Source organism: Nonomuraea mesophila (genome assembly GCF_004352805.1).
Lineage (GTDB): Bacteria > Actinomycetota > Actinomycetes > Streptosporangiales > Streptosporangiaceae > Nonomuraea > Nonomuraea longispora.
In genome coordinates, this window is sequence record NZ_SMLD01000027.1 from 42,009 (window position 1) to 65,622 (window position 23,614).

23 protein-coding genes are annotated in these 23,614 nt (G+C 72.6%); 10 read left to right on the forward strand and 13 right to left on the reverse strand.

Annotated features, from left to right (window positions below):
• The first annotated feature begins 33 nt into the window (after window positions 1-33).
• The 4 genes from E1295_RS13330 to E1295_RS13345 all read left to right on the forward strand — a co-directional run bounded on the left by E1295_RS13330 (window position 34) and on the right by E1295_RS13345 (window position 5,437).
• Window positions 34-1,143 (forward strand): DUF5925 domain-containing protein, encoded by a 1,110-nt coding sequence (locus tag E1295_RS13330; RefSeq protein ID WP_132630578.1) that lies wholly within the window; start codon window positions 34-36, stop codon window positions 1,141-1,143.
• 118 nt (window positions 1,144-1,261) lie between these two features.
• Window positions 1,262-2,317: a C39 family peptidase gene (locus E1295_RS13335; protein WP_246080016.1), complete on the forward strand. Its 1,056-nt coding sequence runs from the start codon at window positions 1,262-1,264 to the stop codon at window positions 2,315-2,317.
• 4 nt (window positions 2,318-2,321) lie between these two features.
• Window positions 2,322-4,178: a dipeptidyl-peptidase 5 gene (locus E1295_RS13340; protein WP_132630579.1), complete on the forward strand. Its 1,857-nt coding sequence runs from the start codon at window positions 2,322-2,324 to the stop codon at window positions 4,176-4,178.
• Window positions 4,175-5,437: a M20/M25/M40 family metallo-hydrolase gene (locus tag E1295_RS13345; protein WP_132630580.1), complete on the forward strand. Its 1,263-nt coding sequence runs from the start codon at window positions 4,175-4,177 to the stop codon at window positions 5,435-5,437. The genes E1295_RS13340 and E1295_RS13345 overlap by 4 nt, the downstream gene beginning before the upstream one ends.
• 28 nt (window positions 5,438-5,465) lie before the next feature.
• Here E1295_RS13345 and E1295_RS13350 read toward each other — a convergent pair whose 3' ends face one another.
• The 6 genes from E1295_RS13350 to E1295_RS13375 form a co-directional block, all read right to left on the reverse strand.
• Complete coding sequence (locus tag E1295_RS13350; protein ID WP_132630581.1) at window positions 5,466-6,431, reverse strand: ABC transporter permease; 966 nt, start codon at window positions 6,429-6,431, stop codon at window positions 5,466-5,468.
• Complete coding sequence (locus E1295_RS13355; RefSeq protein WP_132630582.1) at window positions 6,428-7,294, reverse strand: ABC transporter ATP-binding protein; 867 nt, start codon at window positions 7,292-7,294, stop codon at window positions 6,428-6,430. The genes E1295_RS13350 and E1295_RS13355 overlap by 4 nt, the downstream gene beginning before the upstream one ends.
• Window positions 7,291-7,683 carry a GntR family transcriptional regulator gene (locus tag E1295_RS13360; protein WP_132597728.1) on the reverse strand — a complete coding sequence of 131 codons (393 nt, stop codon included), beginning with the start codon at window positions 7,681-7,683 and terminating at the stop codon, window positions 7,291-7,293. Before E1295_RS13360 ends, E1295_RS13355 begins: the two co-directional genes overlap by 4 nt.
• 62 nt (window positions 7,684-7,745) lie before the next feature.
• Window positions 7,746-8,489, reverse strand: a complete 744-nt coding sequence (locus tag E1295_RS13365) for a DUF427 domain-containing protein (RefSeq protein WP_132630583.1) — start codon at window positions 8,487-8,489, stop codon at window positions 7,746-7,748.
• Window positions 8,490-8,528: 39 nt separating this feature from the next.
• Window positions 8,529-9,116, reverse strand: a complete 588-nt coding sequence (locus tag E1295_RS13370; RefSeq protein ID WP_132630584.1) for a hypothetical protein — start codon at window positions 9,114-9,116, stop codon at window positions 8,529-8,531.
• Between the two features lie 101 nt (window positions 9,117-9,217).
• A complete protein-coding gene (locus tag E1295_RS13375) occupies window positions 9,218-9,685 on the reverse strand; it encodes an adenylyltransferase/cytidyltransferase family protein (RefSeq protein WP_132630585.1) in 468 nt (155 codons plus the stop codon).
• 182 nt (window positions 9,686-9,867) lie between these two features.
• Here E1295_RS13375 and E1295_RS13380 point away from each other — a divergent pair, with 182 nt between their 5' ends.
• Window positions 9,868-10,329: an ATP-binding protein gene (locus E1295_RS13380; RefSeq protein WP_132630586.1), complete on the forward strand. Its 462-nt coding sequence runs from the start codon at window positions 9,868-9,870 to the stop codon at window positions 10,327-10,329.
• Between the two features lie 23 nt (window positions 10,330-10,352).
• Here the strand turns inward: E1295_RS13380 and E1295_RS13385 are convergent, their stop codons facing one another.
• Both E1295_RS13385 and E1295_RS13390 read right to left on the reverse strand, forming a co-directional pair.
• The gene (locus E1295_RS13385; RefSeq protein WP_132630587.1) at window positions 10,353-11,159 is read right to left on the reverse strand and encodes a class I SAM-dependent methyltransferase; all 807 of its coding nucleotides are present in this window, start codon (window positions 11,157-11,159) and stop codon (window positions 10,353-10,355) included.
• A 41-nt stretch (window positions 11,160-11,200) separates the two neighbouring features.
• Window positions 11,201-12,190, reverse strand: coding sequence for a helix-turn-helix transcriptional regulator (locus E1295_RS13390; RefSeq protein WP_132630588.1), 990 nt, complete (start codon window positions 12,188-12,190; stop codon window positions 11,201-11,203).
• 197 nt (window positions 12,191-12,387) lie between these two features.
• On the opposite strand from E1295_RS13390, the gene thrS reads away from it, so the two are divergent.
• The 4 genes from thrS (at window position 12,388) to E1295_RS13405 (ending at window position 17,264) form a co-directional block, all read left to right on the forward strand.
• Entirely contained in the window at window positions 12,388-13,575 is a 1,188-nt protein-coding gene (thrS, locus tag E1295_RS13395; RefSeq protein ID WP_132630589.1) for a threonine--tRNA ligase, read from the forward strand.
• 88 nt (window positions 13,576-13,663) lie between these two features.
• On the forward strand, window positions 13,664-15,820 hold the full coding sequence (locus tag E1295_RS50075) for a TRAP transporter permease (RefSeq protein WP_220448683.1): 2,157 nt from the start codon (window positions 13,664-13,666) through the stop codon (window positions 15,818-15,820).
• Window positions 15,817-16,764 (forward strand): TAXI family TRAP transporter solute-binding subunit, encoded by a 948-nt coding sequence (locus E1295_RS50080; protein WP_220448684.1) that lies wholly within the window; start codon window positions 15,817-15,819, stop codon window positions 16,762-16,764. The genes E1295_RS50075 and E1295_RS50080 overlap by 4 nt, the downstream gene beginning before the upstream one ends.
• A 26-nt stretch (window positions 16,765-16,790) precedes the next feature.
• A complete protein-coding gene (locus tag E1295_RS13405) occupies window positions 16,791-17,264 on the forward strand; it encodes a DUF1850 domain-containing protein (protein WP_166427208.1) in 474 nt (157 codons plus the stop codon).
• Here the strand turns inward: E1295_RS13405 and E1295_RS13410 are convergent.
• Window positions 17,242-18,210, reverse strand: a complete 969-nt coding sequence (locus tag E1295_RS13410; protein ID WP_132630591.1) for a magnesium transporter CorA family protein — start codon at window positions 18,208-18,210, stop codon at window positions 17,242-17,244. The two genes, E1295_RS13405 and E1295_RS13410, sit on opposite strands and share 23 nt — an antisense overlap.
• Window positions 18,210-18,917: a DUF72 domain-containing protein gene (locus E1295_RS13415; RefSeq protein ID WP_132630592.1), complete on the reverse strand. Its 708-nt coding sequence runs from the start codon at window positions 18,915-18,917 to the stop codon at window positions 18,210-18,212. Before E1295_RS13415 ends, E1295_RS13410 begins: the two co-directional genes overlap by 1 nt.
• Window positions 18,918-19,004: 87 nt before the next feature.
• Between E1295_RS13415 and E1295_RS13420 the strand changes: the two genes are divergently transcribed.
• Window positions 19,005-20,438, forward strand: coding sequence for a YibE/F family protein (locus E1295_RS13420; protein WP_132630593.1), 1,434 nt, complete (start codon window positions 19,005-19,007; stop codon window positions 20,436-20,438).
• A 23-nt stretch (window positions 20,439-20,461) separates the two neighbouring features.
• On the opposite strand, the gene E1295_RS13425 is transcribed toward E1295_RS13420, so the two are convergent.
• From E1295_RS13425 to kdgD, 3 genes are read right to left on the reverse strand one after another with little or no spacing between them, the layout of a single operon-like run.
• The gene (locus tag E1295_RS13425; protein ID WP_132630594.1) at window positions 20,462-21,319 is read right to left on the reverse strand and encodes an NAD(+)/NADH kinase; all 858 of its coding nucleotides are present in this window, start codon (window positions 21,317-21,319) and stop codon (window positions 20,462-20,464) included.
• Window positions 21,320-21,333: 14 nt separating this feature from the next.
• Entirely contained in the window at window positions 21,334-22,656 is a 1,323-nt protein-coding gene (locus E1295_RS13430) for an enolase C-terminal domain-like protein (RefSeq protein WP_246080017.1), read from the reverse strand.
• Window positions 22,657-22,670: 14 nt separating this feature from the next.
• Window positions 22,671-23,585 carry a 5-dehydro-4-deoxyglucarate dehydratase gene (gene kdgD / locus E1295_RS13435; protein WP_132630595.1) on the reverse strand — a complete coding sequence of 305 codons (915 nt, stop codon included), beginning with the start codon at window positions 23,583-23,585 and terminating at the stop codon, window positions 22,671-22,673.
• Window positions 23,586-23,614 lie beyond the last annotated feature (29 nt).

The window sequence follows — 23,614 nt, forward strand, 5'->3', positions numbered from 1 at the left end:
ACATCCGACGACCCCGCGGAGATCATTACCGATATGTCTGTGATCAGGGAGGTGCCGTTCCCCAGCCCGGACGCCTCGGCGCTGCCGATGAGCATCTGCGTCGACGACGCCGACTCCGCCATCGACCTCATCGACGCCCTGGCGCTGTCGCCGTTCGCGACGGGCGCGCAACCCTGGTCCCGGCTGGCCAACCTGGAGCGCGTACGCCCCGAGGCCGCGCTCAGTCCCGCCGGGGGCCGCGTGGTGCGCACGGCGCGGGTCGAGGACGGCCCGGAGTCGCGGCTCATCAGCGGCGACGGCTGGACCCTGCGCGTCGTGCGCCACCGCGACCGCACGGCCACGGTCAGCGTGACGGCCGTGAGCGAGGAACTGGCCAAGTCGGTGCTCCACGAGACCATCGAGGGCGCGGAAGAGGCCGTGCCGGACGTCGACCACGTCGAGATGGGCTTCTGGTGGCGCGGCACGCACGGCGGCACCCGTTCCGAGCGGCCGATCACGGCCCAGTCGTGGGACGAGATCAGCGCCAACTACTCCGGCCAGGTGCGCGCGTCCCTCGGCAAGCTGATGGCCGTGACGCCCTCCGACGTGAACGGCCGGCTCATCCTCCTGCACGGGCGGCCGGGCACCGGCAAGACCACGCTGCTGCGCACGCTGGCCAAGCAGTGGCGCGACTGGTGCCAGGTCGACTGCGTGCTCGACCCCGAGCGGCTGTTCAACGAGCCCGGCTACCTCATGGAGGTGGCGGTCGGCTACGACACCGACGAGGACGCCCAGCGCTGGCGGCTGCTCGTCCTGGAGGACTGCGACGAGCTGATCAGCGCCGGAGCCAAGGCCCAGGCGGGCCAGGGGCTGTCGCGCCTGCTCAACCTCACGGACGGCCTGCTCGGCCAGGGCCGCGACGTGCTCGTGGCGATCACCACCAACGAGGACCTCGCCCGCCTGCACCCCGCCGTCGTGCGCCCGGGCCGCTGTCTGGCGCAGCTCGAGGTGGGGTCGCTGAGCCGGGACGAGGCGATCGCGTGGCTCGGCACCTCGCAGGGCGTGGGCCCCTCCGGCGCGACGCTCGCGGAGCTGTACGCGCTGCGCTCGGGCCGTGAGATCCCCCACTCCTTCGGCAACGACTCGACCGGCCTGTACCTCTGACCACCGGCGCCGCGCCCGCTCGGGACGGACGGGCGGGCGCGGATCCCCGGCGCCGACCCCGGGCCGGTACGTAAACCATCCGATGTGCGACACGGAGTGCGAAAGCACAATATGGGTGGTGCTCACCGTCGACCTGTCCTCCGTGGCCTTCGCCCGCTTCGCGGTGCCCGGCGACGGCCCGGGCACCTGGACCGGCGAGGAGCACCCGATCGGCTTCGCCGCCACGCAACTCGTCCCCTCGTGGACCGCCCGCACCCCGCCCGGCGCCTGGATCGAGATCGAGCTGCGCGCCAGGACGGCGTCCGGCACCCGCACCAAGTGGTACGTCATGGGCCGCTGGTCCGAGCACGGCCGGCCCCGTACGTCCGTCCCCGGCCAGGGCGACGGGGACGGCGACGTGGCGGTGGACACGTTCGTCGCCCGGCGTCCCGTCGTGGCCTGCCAGCTCCGGATCACCCGCCACGGCGAGGGCGCCCACGTCACCGGCCTGGGCGTGATGGCCTCGGCCCTCCCCCGTCGTCCGGCCGCGCCGCGCCCCGCGCGTGCCGCCGCGCACGCGGGGGCCGTCGAGCTGGCGGTGCCCCGGTACTCGCAGTACGCGCACACCGGGCACCACCCCCGCTGGGACGGTGGCGGCGCGAACTGGTGCAGCCCCGCTTCCGTGGCCATGGTGCTCGGCTTCTGGGACCGCGGCCCGGATCCGGGCGAGCTGGCCTGGGTCGGCGCGGACGATCCCGCTCCCATGGTGGATCACGCGGCCATGGGTGTGTACGACGAGAGCTACCAGGGCACCGGCAACTGGGCGTTCAACGTCGCCTACGCGGGCCGGTACGGCCTGGCCGGCTTCGTGACGCGGCTGCGGTCGGCGGCGGAGCTGGAGCGGTTCGTACGGGCGGAGATCCCCGTGATCACGTCGCAGTCGTTCACGGCGGGCGAGCTGCCCGGCGCCGGCTACTCGACGAACGGGCACATCCTGGTCGTGACGGGTTTCACCGCCGGCGGCGACGTCGTCGTGAACGATCCCGCCGCGCCGGTCGAGGCGGAGGTCCGCCGGGTCTATCCGCGGTCGGCGTTCGAGCGGGTGTGGCTCGGGAGCCGGAGCAGCGGCGGGATCGTGTACGTCCTCCACCCACCCGAACACCCCCTTCCACCCTGTACGAATGGCAATTGGTGACGTGATGAGTATTCGACCGATCGACGTAGCCCGTACCGACGGCGGCCCCCAGTGGGTGGAAGCCGTGGCCACGCCCTCAGGCACCGAGGTCTGGTGGGACGAGCCGCGCCCGCATGAGGGCGGCCGGCGCTGCGTGGTGCGCCGCCTGCCCGACGGCTCCCGTGTGGACGTCCTGCCGCCCGGCTGGAACGCGCGCAACCGGGTGGTCGAGTACGGCGGCCGCTCCTGGCGCCCGCTGCCCGGCGGCGGCCTCGTCTTCACCAACTGGGCCGACCAGCGCCTTTACCGCCTCGACGCGGATGGGGCCCCGGTGGCGATCACTCCTGTGGGTACGTACCGCTACGCGGACCTGTACCTGCCCCCGGGACGTGAGGAGGTGTGGGCGGTCAGGGAGACGGACGACGTGCGGGACCTGGTGGCGGTGCCGCTGGACGGCGGCCAGGTCAGGGTCATCGTCAAGGCCCACCATTTCCTGATGAACCCGCGGATCTCCCCCGACGGCCGCTCGGTCGCCTGGATCGGCTGGGACCATCCGAACATGCCCTGGGACGGCACCGAGCTGTGCGTGGCGGAGCTGCGGCCGGACGGCACGGCGGGCCCGCACCGGGTGGTGGCGGGCGGCCCGCGCGAGTCGGTCGCCCAGGCCGAGTGGCGCGACGACACCGCCCTGTACGCGGTCACCGACCCCACCGGCTGGTGGAACGTGCACCTCGTGCCCTCCGGCGGAGGGCCGGCCCGCAACCTCACCCCGATGGAGCTGGAGTTCGGCGGCGCGGCGTGGAAACCCGGCATGACGTACATGGCGCTCGCGGACGACGGGAACCTGGTCGTCGTGTACGGCACCGCCGACCGCCGCCGCCTGGGCGTGCTGGACCCCGGGACCGGCGACCTGCGCGAGATCGGCGGCACGGCCACCCACTGGTCCTCGACCGTGTCGGTGGCGGACGGCCGGGTGGCGGCGGTGCGCGCGACGCCGTACACACCGCTGGAGGTCGCGCTGGTCGGGCTCGACGGCGCGTACGAGATCGTGTCGGCGCCCAAGCCGCTGCCGGACCGGGACCTGCTGCCCACGCCGGAGGCCATGACCATCGAGGACGTGCACGCGCACCTCTACCCGCCGTCGGGGGCCACCGGCCCGAGCCCGTACGTGATCTTCGTTCACGGCGGGCCGACCGGGCACATGCCGATCGTGCTCGACCTGGAGATCGCGTACTTCACCAGCAGGGGCATCGGCGTGGCCGTGGTCAACTACGGCGGCTCGACCGGCTACGGCCGGGCCTACCGGGAGCGGCTGCGCCACCAGTGGGGCGTGGTCGACGTGCAGGATTGCGCCAAGGTGGCCCGCGGCCTGGTGGAGCTGGGCCGGGCCGACGCGTCGAGGATCGCCGTGCGCGGCGGCAGCGCAGGGGGCTGGACGACGGTGGCGGCGCTCGTCCACAGCGACGTGTTCGCGGGCGGGGTCGCGCACTACGCGATCACCGATCCGGAGAGCTGGGCCGCGGAGACGCACGACTTCGAGTCCCGCTACCTCGACGGCCTGGTGGGGCCGCTGCCCGAGACGCGGCAGCGCTACACCGAACGTTCGCCGCTGCTGAACGCCGCCCGCGCGTCCGGCCCGTGCCTGATGCTGCACGGCCTGGAGGACGCGATCGTGGACGTCGGGCAGGCCGAGCGGTTCACCGCCGAGCTGGACCGGCACGGCAGACCGTGGGCCCTGCTGACGTTCCCTGGCGAGCAGCACGGCTGGCGCAGGGAAGAGACCATCGTCGCGGTGCTGGAGGCCGAGCTGGCCTTCTACGGGCTGATCTTCGACCTGGAGACGCCCGAGGTGCCGCCGTTGACGCTTAAGGGGAGAGCATGAAGAGCGTTGCCGAGATCTGCTCGGATCTGATCAGGTTCGACACCACCAATCCGGGTTCGGGTGAGCGGCCCGCCGCCGAGTACGTCGCCACCCTGCTGGCCGACGCCGGGCTGGAGCCTGTGGTGTTCGAGTCGGCGCCGAAGCGGACCACCGTCGTCGCCAGGATCGACGGCGACTCCCCCGACGCGCTGCTCATCCACGGCCACCTCGACGTCGTGCCCGCCGACCCGGCGGAGTGGCGGATGCATCCGTTCTCCGGCGAGATCGTGGACGGCTGCGTGTACGGCCGGGGCGCGGTCGACATGAAGGGCTCGTGCGCGATGACGCTCGCGACCGTGCTCGACCTGGTGGCGCGGGGGGTGCGCCCGAAGCGGGACCTGGTGCTGGCGTTCCTCGCCGACGAGGAGGCCACGGGCGACTTCGGCTCGCGGCACGCCGTGACCGAGCACCGTGAGCTGTTCGACGGCGTGACGGAGGCGATCAGCGAGTCGGGCGGCTTCAGCGTGGCCTCCGGCGAGCACCGCGTCTACCCGATCGCGGTGGGCGAGCGCGGCACCGCCTGGATGACGCTGACCGCGCACGGCGTGGCCGGCCACGGATCCAAGCCCGCCGTGGACAACCCGGTCGCGACGCTCGCGCACGCCCTGTCGCGGGTGGCCTCGCACCAGTGGCCGGTACGCCTGACGCCGCCGGTCGCGGCGCTCATCGAGCACCTGTCGGAGATCACCGGGCAGCGCATCGACCTCGACCGCCTGGACGAGGAGGCCGCCCGCCTCGGCCCGCTCGGCAGCCTGTTCAAGGGCCAGATCCGCAACTCCGCGAACCCGACGATGCTGGACGCCGGCTACAAGGTCAACGTGGTGCCCTCGACCGCCGGGGCGCACGTGGACGGGCGCTACCTGCCGGGGCTGCGCGAGGAGTTCCTGGAGACCATGGACGCGCTGCTCGGGGCGAAGATCACCCGCGAGTTCGTCAACCTGGAGGACGCGCCCGCCGCGCCGTACCCGTCGGCGTTCTTCGACGAGCTGGCGGGCTCGCTCGTCGCCGAGGACCCGCTCGCGCGGCCGGTGCCGTACGTGATGTCCGGGGGCACGGACGCGAAGTCGTTCGCGCGGATCGGCATCAAGGGGTACGGCTTCGCGCCGCTCATGCTCCGGCCGGACCTCGACTACTTCGGGATGTTCCACGGCAAGGACGAGCGGGTGCCGGTGGAGGGGCTGGAGTTCGGCACCCGGGTGCTCGCCCGCCTGATCACCTGAACCGCCCGGCGCGTCCCTCCTCCTGAGCTCAGGCGGTGTGACGGAGGGTGCGGCGGACGGTGAGGCCGGCGAGGGCCGCCGAGACGAGCACCAGAATGCCCGCCTCCGTCCACTGGAAACGCCAGAACCGGGACGGCGGATGGTAGTACACCGCGTACCGGTAGCCCTTGCCGAACAGGCACGCCTGCCACGCCTCCGCGTTGCGGCTGCCGCGCCCATGGTCCACCCGGCGCGGGCAGCCGCTCGCGGCGCCCGGCTCGGCCACCTCCCGCCCTGACGGGTCGACCCACGACGCGCGGACCAGCCGGGCGTCGGGGTCGCCGAGGACCACCGTGCCGGCCAGCTCCACGCGCGCGGGCTCGGCGTAGTGGTCGCTGAGCCCGAACAGCGTGAACATGGTCGCCGCCACCGCGGCCACGGACAACGCCATCGCCGGGAGCGTACGCCGGAAGAAGGCCCCCGCCGCGGTGCCGAGCATGAACGCGAACAACCACCACGCGGCGGGCGCCACCCCCACCATGTTGAAGACGCCGATGTTCCCGAACGACGAGTCGATCCCGTCCCTGAACACCGGCCGCCACAGGCTCACCATGAGCGACAGCACCAGACCGCCCGCCACGACGGCCCCGCCCAGCACCGACAGCTTGACGGCCAGCCACCGCCACGCGGGCACGGACTGGGTCCAGGCGAGCCGGTGGGTGCCGCGCTCGTACTCGCGGCCGAGCAGGGGCGCTCCCCAGAACGCGCCGATCAGCGCGGGCAGCACCAGCGGCATCCAGCCGAACACCGAGTAGACCGCGTCGTAGCGCCGGCCCAGCGCCACCTCCAGGTCCGCGCACGCCACGCCGGGGCCGGGGCAGCCGGGCGGGGCATGGCCGGCGACGTACAGCCTGGCCTCCACGGCGGAGCCCAGCAGGAGCAGCCCCAGCAGCGCGAGGAAGCCGGCCGTCACCAGGAGGTGCGCCCGGTGCTGGCGCCAGGTCAGCCAGATCACGCGCCCACCCCCGCGAGCCCTGGCAGGGCGGCCGACTCGGGGCTGCGCAGGTAGGCCATGACCAGCTCCTCCAGCCCCGCCGGCCGTGCCTGCCAGCGCGGGTCGAGCGCGGGCGTGCCGCGTACGAGCAGCGTGACCTGCCGTCCCGCCTGGCCGCCGCCCACCAGCACCGCCCCGCCGGACGGCTGCGCCGGCGGCGCCCCGGACGGCCCGGCGGGGCCCGTGAGCACAAGGTGACCGGCCAGCAGGTCCTCGATGTCGCCGCTGACCTGCAGCCGCCCGCCGTTGAGCACGATGAGCCAGTCGCAGGTCTCCTCCAGGTCGGAGACGACATGGGAGGACAGCAGCACCGTCAGCTCCCGCTCGGCCACCTCTCCCATGAGCGTGCGCATCACGTCGTGCCTGGCGAGGGGGTCGAGGTTGGCCAGCGGCTCGTCCAGCACGAGCAGGTCGGGCCGCCTGGCCAGCGCCAGCGTGAGCGCCACCTGGGCGCGCTGCCCGCCCGACAGGCGTCCCGCCTTCCGGTCCAGCGGGATGCCGAGCGCGCCGAGCCGGTCGCGTGCGCCCTGATCGTCCCAGCGGGTGTTCGTCCTGCGGCCGAAGGAGAGCATCTCGGCGACGGTGAAGCCTTCGTACAGCGGCTTGTCCTGAGCCACGAACGCCACCTCGCCCGCCACGCCGACGCTCCCCCGCGCCGGCCGCACCAGCCCGACGGCGGCGTGCATGAGCGTGGACTTGCCCGCGCCGTTCGGCCCCACGAGCGCGGCCACCCGCCCGGCCGGGACCGCCAGCGAGCAGTCGCGCAGCGCCCATGTGCGGCGGTAACGCACGCCGAGCCCGGTCACCTCGAGCGCGGGCCTCATGCCGCCCCCTCCTTGGCGGCGTCGGCCAGGACCACGGTGAACAGCGCCCGCAGGTCGTCCTGGTCGAGCCCCGCGGCCCGGGCCTCGCGCACCCATTCCTCCAGGCCGCGCCTCAGCCTGGTGTGCTCGGCGAGCGTCGGGCCCGCGATCCCCCGGCGCACGAACGTCCCCATGCCGGGCCGCCCCTCGACCAGCCCCTCGCGCTCCAGCTCGCGGTAGGCCTTGAGCACGGTGTTGGGGTTGATGGCCAGGCGCTCGACCACCTCGCGCGCGGTCGGCAGCTGGTCACCGGGCCGCAGCGTGCCGAGCCTCAGCGCCTGCCTGACCTGGTGGACGAGCTGCAGGTACGTCGACACCCCCGACCCTCGGTCGAGCTGAAAGTCGATCACGACAACACCCTTTCACTAATCAACTAGTGAAAGGGTGTTGTACGGGGTGACGACCTGTCAACTCACGCGAACTTGGTCTTGGGACGCTCCTGCAGCTCGCCGTCGAGGTAGATGTCGAGCTTCTCGTCGTAGAAGGCGACCAGCCCGGCGATCCGCTCGCTCTCGGGCAGCGGTGTCCGGTAGGACCAGGCGAGGTCCTCCTTGCCGTTGACCGACCAGTATTCGGCCGACCCCTTGTACGGGCAGTGCGTGACCGTGCCGGTCGGCTCCAGCAGGTCGAGCCGTACGTCCGGCTTCGGCAGGTAGTAGCGAGCCGGCAGCCCCGTCTCGAAGAGGATGTGCGGGCTGCGGGAGTCGGCCACGGTCACCCCGTCCACCTCGACCCGCACGTGCCGCGAGCTCGGGAGGATGTCCACCCGGGTGTACGGGTCGCGCGGGTGGAAGAAGACCTCCTCGTCCTCCTCGAACCAGGCGTCCATGGCGTCCCACTCGAAGCGGACGTGGCCGCTGATCTCCTCCAGCGGGGAGTCGCGGTAGACCAGCGCCGCGCCGGGAGCCTCCTTGGCGCCCGCGGTGACCGTGTGCACCAGGCCGTCGCCCCTGCTCGGCGAGTGCCCGGACGTGCCGGTCGGCTTGAGCGCCGACCCGTCGACGTCCGCCTGCGGGAAGTAGTAGGCCGGATAGTAGGGAACCTCCCACACCAGCAGGGCGGAGGTGGTGTCGGCCACCGCCCGGCCTCCGAGGTAGGTCCGCACCCGTTTGGCCGTGCGCTCGACGCGTACCCGGCCGCGTTTCGTGGCATCCATGCTCGCGGCAACCGCCGCGCGCACCCCGCTATTCCGTGATCACCCCAGGCCGAACGCGGCCAGCGTGGCCCACGTCACCAGCGCCCCCACCGCCGTGCCCGCCACCACCTGCGGCCAGGTGTGGTGCGTCAGGCGCACCCTGGCCCAGCACACCAGCGCCACGACGGCGGCCCCGGCGACGGCGGCCGGCCAGGAGGGCAGCACGTGGGCGAACACCACCACCGTGCCCGCGCAGACGGCGGCATGGAAGGAGATCTTCCAGCGCAGCGTGATCGGCACGGTCACCGCCAGCGCGGCCAGCATCGCCGTCACGGTGGCGACGAGCAGCGTCGGCGCGCCCATGAGGACCAGCAGCGCCAGCGCCACCAGCACGGCCGCCACCGCGGCCAGCAGCGGGCGTGTACGGCGGGCGCGGTCGACGATGTGGTGCGAGTCGAGCCGTCCCGAGCGCACCCCGACAGCGATCACCGCCGCCGGCACGCCGCCGCAGAACGCCGAGGCGACCAGTCCCCACGCCGCGCCGCTCCAGCCCTGCGCGAGCAGGCCCACGACCGGCGGCATGACGATGACCAGCACCTGCGGTGCCAGCAGGTTGGTCACCTGTCTCGCCACGAGGTCGCCCGTCATGACAGCCAAGATTACGCGATCATGGCACGCGACCCCCGCGACATGCCTGGCCGGGTGCCCGGTCCGGGCGTGGAAGCAGATCTGATCGAGGGGCCGGGTGGTCAGCCCTTGCCCGCCGCGTTGACGATGCGGGTGGTCGAGCGGCCAGGAACGGCGTCCATCTCCCAGCACTCCGCCCCGAGGATCGCCGCCGCGGCCGCCCGCGCGCCCGCGTGCGGGTCGCCCGTCGTGTGCGCCAGCGCGCCGGGCCGCATCGGGGCGAGCAGGTCGATGTAGTCCTCAGGACCGTGCGCCTCGGGCGGCCCCGTCACGATGAACACCCCGGTCACGAAGCGCAGCGCCGCCAGCACCTCGGCGCGTTCGGCCGCCGGGTTGAGCGGCCGGCTCGGGCCTTTCCACGCCCGCACCCGCGGATCGTCCTCGACGCCGACGACCAGCGGCAGGCCGCGCTCGGCCACCGCCCCCAGATAGCGCACATGACCCACGTGCAGGATGTCGAAGACGCCGGTCACGACCGCCGCGCCCGGCCGGTCGAACGGCCGCACCCAGACGGCCTCCAGGCTGCTCACGCCACCTCCTCGCACGCTCCGCTCCCCCCGGGGTATGGACGACTCGTCGATCGCAGCGTACTCGGTCGCCGTGGGACACAGCGCAGGCGACCTTGGGAAAGCCCATTCCTACCTTTTCGCGATAATCTCCAGCACCCCTCTGGCGCGTCTCATAAGGTCACCGGATTTTGGGGGAGGTCGCCGTGGCAGCGCCGGACTTGCACCGCGTCGATGGGACCGAGCAGAGCGATCCGCCCGCCGGGCACGACCTCGTGGCCAGGCTGCCGGGAAGCCCCTCCCAGGTGTCCAGGGCCAGAAGCCTCGTGACGGACGCGCTCGGCCGCGACCACCCCCTCCACGACGACGTCGTGCTGCTCACCAGCGAGCTGGCCACGAACGCGGTGCTGCACAGCCGGTCCGGCGCCGGCGGGTCGTTCACGGTGACCGTGACGCGCTCGGACACGCTGGTGCGGGTGTTCGTGGCGGACGCGGGGTCGGAGGGGCCTCCGTGCGTGTGCCGTACGAGTGCGCAGGCGACCAGCGGCCGGGGGTTGCCGCTGATCGAGGCGCTCAGCCACCGGTGGGGCTTCACCCGCGAGGACGGGTCCACGACCGTCTGGTTCGAGCTGCTCCAGGGCCGCGTGGCCGCGGGACTGGCCGTCTAGGCTCCGGCTTCGGAACGATCCCCTCAGTTTCCGGGGACTGCGGGGTGGTGCTGCCAGACGAGTTCGAGCCAGGGCGGCGCCACCGTCATGAAGTGCTCCCAGCTTCCCGGTTCGGCGTCGCGGCGGTCGCCGCGGACCTCGGAGAGAAACCTCAGCACGAAACCCTCCCCGGTCAGGGCGGCGACGATCCGGCCCAACGTCTGGGTGTACTCCCTCGGCGCGGGGACGGCGCGGCCCGGCGGTGTGCGGTCGTAGACCCACTCCTGGTCGGGATAGCTGGTCATGACCTCATCGGCGTAGGGCTGCCGCAGCGTGTAACCCTCCCCGTTCCACGACTCGTGCGTGAGCCCGGCGAAGAACGGGTTGGCGCACATCAGGTAGTAGTGGCCGCCCGTGGCGACGACCTTCGCGACCTCACGGAAGACGATCCGGGAGTCGGGGACGAACGTCAGCGAGTACGGATGCCAGACCAGGTCGAACGAGGCGTCACCGAGGACCGACAGGTCGCGCATGTCCCCCTGGACGGTGCGGATGGCGACGCCGTGGTGCTCGGCGGCCGAGCGGTCGCGCGCCAGTTGCCCAGGGGAGATGTCGAGCACCGTCACGTCGGCTCCGAGCAGGGCGAAGGCCGCGGACTGCTGCCCTCCTCCCCCCGCCAGGCAGAGCACCTTCCTGCCCGCCAGGTCGCCGGGCAGGCCCAGCCGCTCAAGGCCCAGATAGGCGCGGGCCGCGTCCGCGTCCAGGCCGAGCATGGGCCGGGTGAACAGCGCATCCGCCTCCACCAGGGCTTCCCAGCGTTCGCGGTTGTAGCGGTGGACGTCGTCCTGCACGGCGATCACCCTTCCACGGCGCCCCGGCGATCGCCACTTCTTTACCGCCCGGCCGCGCCGCGCACGTCGAGTCGGCACAACCCCTCGGCGAGGGCCTTGGTGGTGAGGCGGGTGCGGCTGTCGCAGCCCAGCTTGGCGAAGATGTGCTCCAGGTGAGTGGTGACCGTGCGGACGCTGAGCACGAGCGCGGCGGCGATCTGCGGGTTGGAGTCGCCCGCGGCAACCCTGGTGAGCACGTCCACCTCCCGGCCGGTGAGGTCGTAGGGCAGCGGGCACGGGCGCTCGGCGGCGACGGCGCCCTGAAGCGTGCCCTGGAACCCGACGCCCGCCCTGAGCAGGCGCAGCTCGTGCCACCCGCCGGCACCGTCGTGCCAGAGCCCGTGCCGGCTCAGCTCGCGCGAGTCGATGAACGCGCGGGCGAAGGCGGCCATCGCCGGGTCGTCCCACAGCGCGGGCGAGAGCTCGTGCCCCGGCACCTCGCGGCGGGTGCCGAGCCGGTCGAAGGCGACCGCGCGGAAGCCGGGCGGCAGCCCCACCGGGTCGATGACGCAGCGGGTCAGGTCGGTGACGTGGGCCAGCATGGGGCTCGCGGCGGCGACGAGCGCCTTCGCGCGGCGCGGGAAGGCGCCGCGGGAGACCAGGTGCAGCAGCCCGGTGTAGCGGTCGCCGCCGAGGAACAGCGGCGTGGTCAGCCCGGAACGCCACCCGTAGGGGGCAAGATGGCGCCGGAAATAGCGCTCGGTGCCCGGCTCCGGCATGCCGACCGGCGCCCTGGTGGCCAGCGCCCTGCGGTAGACCTCCAGCCCGGCGTACTCCTCCGCCGCGTCGCGGTCGATGCGCGGGTGACCGTCGGACACGACGCTCTGGTGCCGCCCGGTGGCGGGGTCGTAGGCGACGAACTCGTAGGCGTCGAGCGGAACCACGCGGCGCAGCGCCGCCATCGCGGCGTACGCGCCGCCACCCCCGGCGACCTGGTAGCCGACCTCCGCGAACACCTGCAGCTGGCGGACGTCCAGGGTGATCTCGGCCACCGGCTCTTTATATCATTTGCCATTCCTTGGACCCGGCTTGAAAGTTTTCTTCGCCGCCGCGCCGGATGTTACGGTGATCCCATGCAGCGCGCACTCGTCACGACGACGCCGGACCTCGTCCAGGCGCGCTGATTCCATGCTCCCGGGCGAACGCCCGGGAGTAGCGGTCGTTCGCCCTTTCCATGCAAAGGACGATCATGAACGACCACCGCAACGACCACCGCAGGCTCGGCCGCGAGCTGGGCATCTTCGACACCGACCCGCTGATCGGCTCCGGCCTGCCCTGCTGGCTGCCGGCGGGCGCGGCCGTGCGCAAGGCCATCGAGGACTACGTGTACGAGCTCGAACGCCGCAACGGCTACCAGCACGTCAACTCCCCCGTGCTCGGCAAGCGGGAGCTGTACGAACGATCGGGGCACTGGGCCCACTACGCCGAGGACATGTTCCCGCCCATGAACGTCGGCGGCGAGGAGTTCGTGCTGCGGCCCAGCCTGTGCCCGCATCACGCGCTCATCTACCGTTCGCGCGGGCGCAGCCGCCGCGAGCTGCCGCTGCGCCTGGCGGAGCTGGGCGGGATGTACCGCTCGGAGCTGTCCGGCGTGCTCGGCGGGCTGACCAGGGTGCGCGCCATCCAGCTCAACGACGGCCACGTCTTCTGCGCTCCCGAGCAGGCCGCCGCCGAGGTGTCGGCCTCACTCGACCTGATCGAGGCCGCGCACGCCCAGCTCGGCATCAGGGCCGCCCGCTACCGGCTGTCGCTGCGCGGCGACGGCGCCAAGTTCGTGGACGACCCCGCCATGTGGGCCCGCTCCGAGGCGGTGCTGCGCGAGGTGCTGAAGGAGCGCGGGCGCGACTACGACGAGGAGCGGGGCGAGGGCGCCTTCTACGGGCCGAAGATCGACATTCAGATCACCGACCCGGCGGGCCGCGAGTCCACTTTGTCCACCGTCCAGGTCGATTACTTCCAGCCGGAACGCTTCGACCTGAGCTACGCCGGCGGCGAGCGGCCCGTCATGGTGCACCGCAGCGTCGTGGGCGGCATCGAGCGCCTGGTCGCGCACCTCATCGAGGTGCACGGCGGCGCGTTCCCCGCCTGGCTGGCGCCCGTGCAGGCCGTGGTGCTGCCGCTGTCCGACACCGAGCAGCCCGCCGCCGAGTCGGTGCTGCGGCGCTGCCTGGCCGCCGGGCTGCGGGCGGAGCTGGTGGCGGCGGGCCGGGGCAGTCTCGGGGCGCGGATCCGGGCGCACCGGCTGGTGCCGTACCAGCTCGTCGTGGGGCCCCGGGAGGCGGCGGCCGGCGGGGTCGCGGTGCGGCGGCGGGACGGCAGTCAGGCCGGTGACGTGCCCGTCGAACAGCTCGCGGCCGCTTCGCGCCCCTTGTACTGATCTCGGAAACCAAATAGGTAACGGGCTCTTCCCAGATCAACTAGGGGACTCGTACAGTCCGTGCAACGCGCCGTGTCGGGAGGACGACTTGACCGAGCTGAGCGACCGCGAGGCCGACCTGGTCTCCGCGCACGAACAGGAACGCCCGGCACGTCGGCTCGGCGGCGCCCTCCGGCTCGGCGTGTGGGTCCTCGGCGGACTGTTGTCGGCTTATTCGCTGATGGTGGTGTTCCGGCCGGTCGAGGCGCTGCAGCACCGGATGACGTTCCTGGCCGTGGCGCTGCCGCTGGTGTTCGTCTGCTACCGCTCGGGCCTATCGGAGTTCCTGCGGCGGAAGGCGTGGCTGCTGCGGCTGGAGTGGCGGACCCGGCACCGCCGGGCCGACGACCGCCTGTCCGCGATCGGCCGCACCTCCGCCGGCGCCACACCGCCCGAGCCCGGCACCGGCGCGCAGCCGCCCGAATCCGATGCCGGCTCGCACCCGCCCGAGGCTTCCGACGTGCGGCCGTCCGAGGCTCCCGACGTGCGGCCGTCCGAGGCCAAGGCGGGCGCGCTGCGGTCGGAGCGGCCGAGCGTCATGGACTGGGTGCTGGCCGCGGCCTCGCTCGCCGTCCTGCTCTATCCGCTGGCCGCCATCGACGACTTCCGCGACCGGGGCTCGGGCGCGGCGCTGACGGAGCTCGACATCGTGGCCGGGCTGGCGCTGACGGTGCTGCTGCTGGAGGCGGTACGCCGGACCGTCGGCATGACGCTGAGCGTCATCTGCCTCATCTTCCTGTTCTATGCCCATTACGGCTCATGGCTGCCGATCGACTGGACCATCGGTCACCGGGGCTTCGATCTCAGCCAGATCGTCTCGCAGCTCTACACCGGCACGGAGGGCTTCTTCGGCGTCCCGATGCAGGTGGCCGCGAGTTACATCATCCTGTTCACCATCTACGGCGCCGTGCTGGACTTCTCGGGCGCGAGCCGGTTCTTCATCGACCTGAGCTTCGCCGCCTTCCGCAGGTCCCGCTCGGCGCCCGGCCGCACCGTCGCCACCGCGGGCTTCCTGCTCGGCACCGTGTCGGGCTCGGGCGTGGCCACCACGGTCAGCCTCGGCAGCGTCGCCTGGCCGGTGCTGCGGCGGGCCGGCTACCCGAAGGAACCGGCCGGCGGCATCCTGGCCGCCAGCGGCATCGGCGCCATCCTGTCGCCGCCCACGCTCGGCGCGGCTGCGTTCATCATCGCCGAATACCTCCGGGTCAGCTACCTCGAGGTGCTGCTGTACGCGACGATCCCGACCCTGCTCTACTACCTGGGCATCTTCCTGGCCATCGAGATCGACTCGCGCCGTTTCGGCACCCGCGCCGTGGAGGTCGACGGGCCCCGGGCGGGCCGGCTGCTGCTGCGCTTCGGCTACCACTTCAGCTCGCTGATCCTCATCGTCGTGCTGATGGCGCTCGACCGGTCGGCGTACCAGGCGGTGGTGATCGCCACGGCGGTCGCGTTCGGGCTGTCGTTCTTCGACCCGCGGCACCGGATGGGGCCGAAGCGCCTGGGCCAGTCGCTGGCCAAGGGCGCGCTCGAGGTGCTGCCCGTGACGGCCGTGTGCGCGGCGGCGGGCATCATCGTCGGCGTCATCACCCAGACCGGCCTGGGCCTCAACCTCAGCGCGATCATCGTCGACTTCGCGGCGGGCCACCTGATCCTGACCACGCTCATGTCCGCCGTCGCGGTCATGCTGCTGGGCCTGGCCGTGCCGGTGACCGCGAGCTTCATCATCGCGGCCGTCATCATCGGCCCGGCGCTCACCGCGCTCGGGGTGACGCAGGCCGAGGCGTACATGTTCGTCTTCTACTACGCGGTGTTGTCGGAGGTGAGCCCGCCCACCGCGCTGTCGGCGGTCGCGGCGGCGGCGATCACCGGCGGCAACACGTACCGCACGATGATGATGGCCTGGCGCTACACGCTGCCGGCCTTCCTGGTGCCGTTCGCCTTCGTGCTGACGCCCAACGGGCAGGCGCTGCTCGGGCAGGGGCCGATCGGCACCGTGCTGCTGATGGCCGCGGTCTCGGCCGTCGCCGTGGCCGCCCTGGCCCTGGCGATGGGCGGCCTGTCCGGCTGGTTCGAGCGGGTGCTGGCGTGCGTGGCCGCGGTGCTGCTGCTGTTCCTCGAGCCCGTCCCCATCGTCGCCGGCCTGGCCGTGCTGGCCGTGGCCGCCGCCGTGCATCTGGTCAGAAGAAGGAGAAGGGACCCAGCGTGAAGCGGATTCTTGCGATAGTCGCAGCGACCGTCCTGGCCGTGGCGGGCTGCGGCGGGGGCGCGGGCGGCGGCTCGGGCAACCGGCTGTCGATCGCCACGGGTGGCACGACGGGCGTCTACTACGTCTACGGCGGCGGCCTGGCCAAACAGTTGTCGTCCAACATCGCCAACACGCAGGCCACCGCGTCCGTCACCTCGGCGTCGGTCGAGAACATCAAGCTCCTCGCCGGCGGCAAGGCCGACATCGGCTTCTCCCAGGCCGACACCGCGGCCGACGCGGTCAACGCCAAGGACACCTTCACCGCCAAGCAGCCCATCAAGGCGATCGCCCGCATCTACGACAACTACGCCCACGTCGTGGTCGCTCCCGGCACCGAGGCGGCCAAGGTCGCCGACCTGAAGGGCAAGCGCGTCTCGCTCGGGCCCGCCAACTCCGGCACCCAGGTCGTGGCCAGGCGCATCCTGGAGGCGGCCGGCGTCGACCCCGACTCCGACATCACCAAGCAGCAGCTGTCCATCAACGAGTCGGTGCAGGCCGCCAAGGACGGCACCATCGACGCGTTCTTCTGGGTCGGCGGCCTGCCCACGGCCGGCATCACCGACCTGGCGACGAGCAAGCCCGACATGAAGCTGCTCGACACCAGCGACGTCCTGGAGAAGATGCGCGCGACCTACGGCGAGCAGTATGTCCCGCTCGATGTGGATCTGTCCGTCTACAAGCTGTCCGGCGCCATCAAGACCGTCGGCATCGCCAACCTGCTGCTGGTGCCCGAGTCGATGGAGGAGCAGCTCGCCTACGACATCACCAAGACCCTGTTCGCCAAGAAGGCCGAGCTGACGGCCGTGCACCCCGAGGCCGAGAAGCTCGACGTCACGCTGGGCCGGCAGGTGGCGCCGGTCGAGCTGCACCCGGGCGCCGCCCGCTACTACCAGGAACAGGCCTGACCCGGCTGCTCCTGGCGCTCGCCCTGGTGGCGGCGCTCGGCTGCGGCGGCGGCGCCGGGCGCCTCACCGTGAACGGCCTGCCCGTCGCCGGCGGCTCCTTCGCGATCGCGTACGTGCACTCGGTCTACAAGGCGCCCTCGACGGAGGTGTTCACGGTCGAGGGCCGGCGGTTCACCATGCGGGCGGTCGTCTCGTCGAGCGACAGCGTGCTCGACTACTACGCCCTCGACGGCGCCCGGTCCCGCACCCCCGGCGGCCTGTGGGTGCTGCGCCTGGCGGCTCCCGCGACGTACGACGGGCTGTCGCTGCTCACCACCGCGGTCGGCCGCAGGACGCTGCTCGCGGGCGGCCGCTGCCTGCCCCTCTACCCGGCCACCGGCGCGGCCGAGGTGCGGGTCGCGGTGCGGCTGTCGCCCGGCGTGCGCGGCCGGTCCTGCCCGCCGCCGTACGACGGGCTGGCCGCGGCCGGGACGGCGCTCACAACCAGTCGTTCTTCTTGAACACCGAGTACAGCACGACCGAGGTGAGCGACACGAGGATCGTGGAGGCCCACAACCCCCAGCCCTGCCCGGTGCCGGGAACGGGCACGTTCTGCCCGTAGAAGCCGGTGATCAGGGTGGGCACCGCGATGATGGCGGCCCAGCTGGTGATCCGTTTCATGATCTCGTCCAGCCGGAAGCCCTGCTGCGCGAGGCGGGTCTCGCGGACGTTCGCCAGCATCTCGCGGATCCCCTCGACCCACTCCGCCGCCCGCAGCACGTGGTCGTAGACGTCCGCGTAGTACGGCGCCATGACGGGATCGGCCACGACGTCCTGGTCACGGTGGAGCAGGGTGCCGACCACCTCCCGCATCGGCAGCGTGATCTTGCGGACCCTGGTGGTGTCCTTGCGCAGCTCGAACATCGTGCGCTGCAGCCGCCTGCCGTCGCCAGGATCGCCCGCGTACAGGGACTCCTCCAGGGCCTCCGCCTTCGTGTCGAGCTCTTCCACCAGGTCGAGCTGGCCGTCCACCACGTAGTCGAGCAGGCCGTGCAGCAGGAACGTCACCCCGTGCCCCGCCAGGCGTGCCAGGGTGTCCCAGCGCCTGACGACCTCGTCCATGTCGAAGGCGTCGCTCTCGCGCACGGTGACCAGGGCGTTGGCGGTGACGAACACGTTCACCTCGACGGGACGCAGCCGTCCCTCCTCCAGGTGCACCCCGTAGACCGTGATGAACAGGTGGTTGTCGTAGACGTCGACCTTCGGCCGCTGCCGGTCGGAGAGGGCGTCCTCCATGGCCAGCTCGTGCAGTCCCAGCTCGGAACCGACCGCGGTGAGCTCGGCGGCCGAAGGACGGCACAGGTCGAGCCAGACGACGTTGCCCTGACCCGACACGTGCCCGGTCAGCTCCTCGAGCGGGAAATCCTGCTTCTCGAGTACGCCGTTCCGGTAGAGGCGCGTACGCACTAGCGGAGTCCGGCGAACCGTCTCGCGTTGCGCACCGCGGCTCCCCCCGGGTCGTTGTTGAAGTAGACGTAGGCGTCCCGCCAGCCCGCCTCCCGCACCCGACGGGCCCACGTCCGCAGCGCGGTGTCGCCGTAGGCGATGCCGGCCCGCCCCTGGTGCAGGCGTACGTACCCCCATCCCGCGGTACGCCAGAACGGGCTCCGCGGCCGGCCGAGGCGGTCCGCCCAGCACAGCGCGGCACCCCTCGCGCGGAGGATCTCGCGTACCTCCCCCGTCCACCACGAGGCGTGGCGCGGTTCCACGGCCACCCTGACATGTGCGGGGAAGCAGGCCAGGCACCGGTCGAGGCGGCCGGGATCGGACTGGAGGGTGGGCGGCAGCTGCAGCAGGATCGGCCCGAGCTTGTCCTTCAGCTCCGCGACGGCGCCCATCAGCCGCCGCACCGGCTCCTCCGGCTCGGCCAGCCGCTTGATGTGGGTGAGGAACCTGCTGGCCTTGACCGCCATCACGAAGTGCGGGGGCGTCCTGTCGCGCCAGGCGGCGAACACCTCGGGGCTCGGCAGCCGGTAGAAGGCGTTGTTGTTCTCGACCGTGGGGAACTCCGCCGCGTACGTCTCCAGCCAGAGCCGCTGCGGCACACCCTGCGGGTACAGCACGCCCCGCCAGTCTTTGTACTGCCACCCCGAGGTGCCCACCAGGCAAGTCATGCCGTTGCAGCTACCCAGGCCCGTCGTGTGCAGTACTGTCCTTGTTCGTCAGCCGAGGAGGACCATTCACCCGATGGGCGTTACCTGATGGGCGCCGGGCACGCGCACGGCGCGTCCGCACCCCGCTCCCGACGCACGATGATGGCGAGCCTGGCCGTGCTGGTGCCGGTGGCCGTCGTCACGCTGGGAGCCCTGCTGTGGCTCTGGCCCGACGGCCGGCCCGGAGCGGGGCAGGGCGAGGGCGCGCAGCCGTCCGCCGTCGAACGGCTCACCGGCACGGTCACGGCCGTCACGCTCAAACGTTGCCCCGCCGCGCCCGAGGGCGCGCCCCGGCCCGACCCCGCCACGTGCGGCACGGCCACGGTCAAGCTCGGTGAGGGGCGCGACGCCGGCCGCGACGTCACGCTCCGCCTGCCCGGCGGCCCGGTGGCGCAGCACTTCGCGCCGGGCGACGGCGTGATCCTGCTGCGCGACGCCGACGGCGCCTACCAGCTCTCCGACCATGACCGGGCGACGCCGCTGTGGCTGTTCGGCCTGGCCTTCGCCGCCGCGGTGATCGCGTTCGGCCGCTGGCGCGGGGTGACGGCGCTGATCGGCCTGGCGGTGACGTTCGTGTTGCTGCTGACGTTCGTCATCCCCGGCATCCTGGAGGGCAGGTCCCCGATGCTGGTGGCGATCGTCGGAGCGGCGGCGATCATGCTGACGGTGCTCTACCTCACGCACGGCTTCTCGCTGCCCACGTCCATGGCGGTGCTCGGCACGCTGGCCAGCCTGGCGCTGACGGGCGCGCTGTCGTACGCGGCGCTCGGGTTCGCCCGGCTCAACGGGGTCACCGACGACAGCGCGCTGACGCTGGGCATGAGCCTGTCGATCGACACGCAGGGGCTGCTGCTGGCCGGGATCATCATCGGCGCGCTCGGGGTGCTCGACGACGTGACCGTCACGCAGGCGGTGACGGTGTCCGAACTGGCCCACGCCAACCCGTCGTACGGCTTCGCCCGCCTCTACCAGGCGGCCGGCCGCATCGGGCGGGCCCACATCGCCTCGGTGATCAACACCATCATCCTGGCGTACGCGGGGGCGTCGCTGCCGCTGCTGCTGCTGTTCAGCATCGGGGAGCAGCCCTTGGGGCAGGTGCTGACGACGCCTGTCATCGCCCAGGAGATCGTGCGCAGCGTGGTGGGCACGCTCGGCCTCATCGCCGCCGTCCCCATCACCACGGCCCTGGCCGCGCTGGCGGCCACCCGCCACCGGCCGGACGCCGATGAGGCAGCACCGCGCCACCGCGCGGAGCCCGGGGACACCGAGGGCGCCTCCTCGCGCCGACGCGCCGGTTCCGAGGCCCGCCGCGCGGGACCCGGGCGGCCCGGCTCGCGCCGTGAGGTGAGCCCCTCGGCCGCGGGGGAGGACTTCTTCGCCCCGCATCCGTCCCAGGACCGCGACGGGTCCCCCGGCGAGGAGCCGGAGCCGCGCCGGGCGCCCGACCGCCCGGCTCGCCACCGCCGCCGCGCGAGCACCTGACGCCGCTCCCCGTCCGGCGATCGTCAGTACGCCTCGGCGCTGCCGTCCACGCGCAGCTTGCGCCGGGCCCGGTCGTAGAAGGTGGTGCCGAGCCGTACGACCTGAGCCGCCCCCGGCCAGGCGGCCACCGTGATGCTGTCACCCGGGCACAGGTGGCCGAGCACGGTGCCGTCGACCTCGACCGCGAGGCGTCCGCTGGTGGGCAGCACCTGGAGCGTCACCTCTTCGTCCGCGGGCAGCACGAGGGCCCGGTTGAAGGCCGAGTGGGCGGCGGCGGGCACGACGAGCACGGCCTCCACCCGGGGCGACACGATGGGCCCGCCGGCGGAGAAGCTGTAGGCCGTGGACCCGGTGGAGGTGGACACGATCACGGCGTCGGCGGCGAAGCGGACGAAGTCGCTGCCCGCCGCGCTCACCGCGACGCCCGCCAGCCCCTCTCCGGGGATCCGCACGAGGGCGATGTCGTTGAACGCGGTCACGTCCGTGCCCTGGACCTCGGCCTGGATCGCCATCCGCGGCTCGATCGTGTAGCGGTGCTCGTCGATCGCGGAGAGCGTGCCGGCCAGGTCGTCCACGTCGATCTCCGCGAGGAACCCGAGCCGCCCGAGGTTGACGCCGAGGATGGGTGTGCGGCGCCCGGCGAGCAGCCGCATCGTGCGCAGCATCGTCCCGTCGCCGCCGATCCCGACCAGCAGGTCGGACCGTTCGACGAGCGTGTCGGTGTCGACGGGCACGGCGCTGCAGTCGATGCGGCCCACCTCTGCGGGCAGGCCGAGCACGGTGGCGTCGTTGCCGCCAGCCCAGCGCAGGATGGTGTCGATCGCCTTCCTGGAGTCGCGCTGGGGGTGCAGCACCAGCCCGACCGTCCTGACCATGCCCATGCGCTCACCCTAGGTCAGCGGTCGAGGCAGGGGCGTTTCGGGTCGAACCCCCAGTCCTTCACGAGGTAGCGCATGGCCACGGCGTCGTCGCGGGCGCCGAGCCCGTGGCGGAGGTAGAGCTCGTGGGCCTCGGCCAGGGCGGCGCGATCGAGCTCGACGCCGAGCCCGGGTGCGGTGGGCACGTCGACGGCGCCGTCGACGATCCGCGGTGGGCTGGTGGTGAGGGCCTGGCCGTCCTGCCAGATCCAGTGCGTGTCCAGGGCGGTGATCTCCCCGGGGGCGGCGGCCCCGACGTGCGTGAACATCGCCAGCGAGATGTCGAAGTGGTTGTTGGAGTGGGAACCCCAGGTCAGGCCGAAGTCGTGGCAGAGCTGGGCGACCCTGACGGAGCCGGACATGGTCCAGAAGTGCGGGTCGGCGAGCGGGATGTCGACGGCGTTCGCGCGTACGGCGTGCGCCATCTCCCGCCAGTCGGTGGCGATCATGTTGGTGGCGGTGCGCAGGCCGGTCGCGCGCCGGAACTCCGCCATCGTCTCCCGGCCGGAGAAGCGGCCCTCGGCCCCGCACGGATCCTCGGCGTAGGCGAGCACGTCGCCGAGCCCCGCGCACAGCCGTACGGCGTCGGCCAGCAGCCAGCCCCCGTTGGGGTCGACGGTGACGCGTGCGCCGGGGAACCTGCCGGCCAGCGCTCTGACCGTCTCGATCTCCTGCTCGCCGGGCAGCACCCCGCCCTTGAGCTTGAAGTCGGCGAACCCGTAGCGCTCCTGGGCGGCCTCGGCCAGCGCGACCACCGCGTCCGGGGTCAGGGCCTCGCGGCGACGCAGCCGCGACCAGGCGTCGTCACCGCCGTCGTCGACGCGGTAGGGCAGGTCGGTCCTGGCCGGGTCGCCGACGTAGAACAGGTAGCCGAGCATCGGCACCCGGTCGCGCTGCTGCCCGTCGCCGAGCAGCTCCGCCACCGGGACGCCGAGGTGCTGACCGTGCAGGTCGAGCAGGCTGGACTCCAGCCCGGTGACCGCGTGCACCGTGGTGCGCAGGTCGAAGGTCTGCACGCCCCGCCCGGCGGCGTCCCGGTCGGCGAACCGGGCCGCCACCGAGCGCAGCAGGCTGCGGTGGCGTGCCACGGGCTGGCCGGTCAGCAGCGCCGCGGCCTCCTCGACGGTACGGCGGATCGCCTCGCCACCCGGCACCTCACCGAGGCCCGTACGTCCGTCGGAGTCGGTCGTGATGACGACGTTGCGGGTGAAGAAGGGTCCGTGGGCGCCGCTGAGGTTGAGCAGCATGCTGTCGTACCCGGCGACCGGGACGACCTCGACGCGCTGGATGGTGGGGGACACGGGCGGCGCCCCTCTCAGCTGATCTTCTTGACGAGCGCGGTCAGCTCGGCGAGCTCGTCCTCGGTGAGGTTCTGCAGCGGCGGCCGCACGGGCCCGCCGTGCCGGCCGGCGGCGGTCAGCCCGGCCTTGATGATGGACACGGCGTACCCCTTCTGGCGGTCGCGGAGGTCCAGGTAGGGCACCACGAACTCCCTGATGCGACGGTAGACCGCCTCCCGGTTCTTGGCGCGGACGTCGGCGTAGAAGTCGACCGCGAACTGCGGGACGAAGTTGAACATGGCGGACGAGTACGTGCTCATCCCGAGTTCGAGCAGCGGCAGCGCGAAGGTCTCCGCGGTGGGGAGGCCGCCGATGTAGGCCAGGCGATCGCCGACGGCGGCGTAGATGCGGGCGAGGTTCTCGATGTTGCCGACGCCGTCCTTGAAGCCGACGAGGGTCGCGTTCCTGTCGGCCAGGATCTCGACGGAGCGGTCGGTGAGGATGCCGTTGGCGCGGCTGTAGACGACCACGCCGAGCCCCGTGCTGCGGCAGACGGCGCTGACGTGCTCGATCAGACCGTCCTGACCGGCCTCGGTGAGGTAGGGCGGCAGGAGGAGCACCCCGTCGGCGCCGGCGGCCTCGGCGGCCTCGGCCTGCGCGACGGCACTGGCGGTGCCGCCGGTGGCGGGCGCCACGACCGGCAGCCTGCCGCCGACCTCGCCGACCGCCGCGCGGACCACCTGGTCGATCTCGGCGGGGGTCAGAGAGAAGCCCTCGCCCGTGCCTCCGGCGGTGAACAGGCCTGCCACGGGGAAGCCGCTCAGCCAGGCGAGGTGCTCGCGGTAGCGCGCCTCGTCGAACCGGAGGTCCTCGGTGAAGTGGGTGACGGGGAAGGACAGCAGGCCGCTTTTGAGCTGGGTCGCGAGCTCGTGCGGCGAGAAGCTGGGCATGGCGGTCCTTTGCTTTACACGCGGCAGTG

What these genes read in the sequence shown, in the direction of transcription:
- E1295_RS13330 (WP_132630578.1), top strand. Translation starts at nt 34, where the DNA reads ATGTCTGTGATCAGGGAGGTGCCGTTCCCCAGCCCGGACGCCTCGGCG.
- E1295_RS13340 (WP_132630579.1), top strand. Translation starts at nt 2,322, where the DNA reads ATGAGTATTCGACCGATCGACGTAGCCCGTACCGACGGCGGCCCCCAG.
- E1295_RS13345 (WP_132630580.1), top strand. Translation starts at nt 4,175, where the DNA reads ATGAAGAGCGTTGCCGAGATCTGCTCGGATCTGATCAGGTTCGACACC.
- E1295_RS13355 (WP_132630582.1), bottom strand. Translation starts at nt 7,294, where the DNA reads ATGAGGCCCGCGCTCGAGGTGACCGGGCTCGGCGTGCGTTACCGCCGC.
- E1295_RS13365 (WP_132630583.1), bottom strand. Translation starts at nt 8,489, where the DNA reads ATGGATGCCACGAAACGCGGCCGGGTACGCGTCGAGCGCACGGCCAAA.
- E1295_RS13370 (WP_132630584.1), bottom strand. Translation starts at nt 9,116, where the DNA reads ATGACGGGCGACCTCGTGGCGAGACAGGTGACCAACCTGCTGGCACCG.
- thrS (WP_132630589.1), top strand. Translation starts at nt 12,388, where the DNA reads ATGAACGACCACCGCAACGACCACCGCAGGCTCGGCCGCGAGCTGGGC.
- E1295_RS13415 (WP_132630592.1), bottom strand. Translation starts at nt 18,917, where the DNA reads ATGACTTGCCTGGTGGGCACCTCGGGGTGGCAGTACAAAGACTGGCGG.
- E1295_RS13420 (WP_132630593.1), top strand. Translation starts at nt 19,005, where the DNA reads ATGGGCGCCGGGCACGCGCACGGCGCGTCCGCACCCCGCTCCCGACGC.
- E1295_RS13425 (WP_132630594.1), bottom strand. Translation starts at nt 21,319, where the DNA reads ATGGGCATGGTCAGGACGGTCGGGCTGGTGCTGCACCCCCAGCGCGAC.
- kdgD (WP_132630595.1), bottom strand. Translation starts at nt 23,585, where the DNA reads ATGCCCAGCTTCTCGCCGCACGAGCTCGCGACCCAGCTCAAAAGCGGC.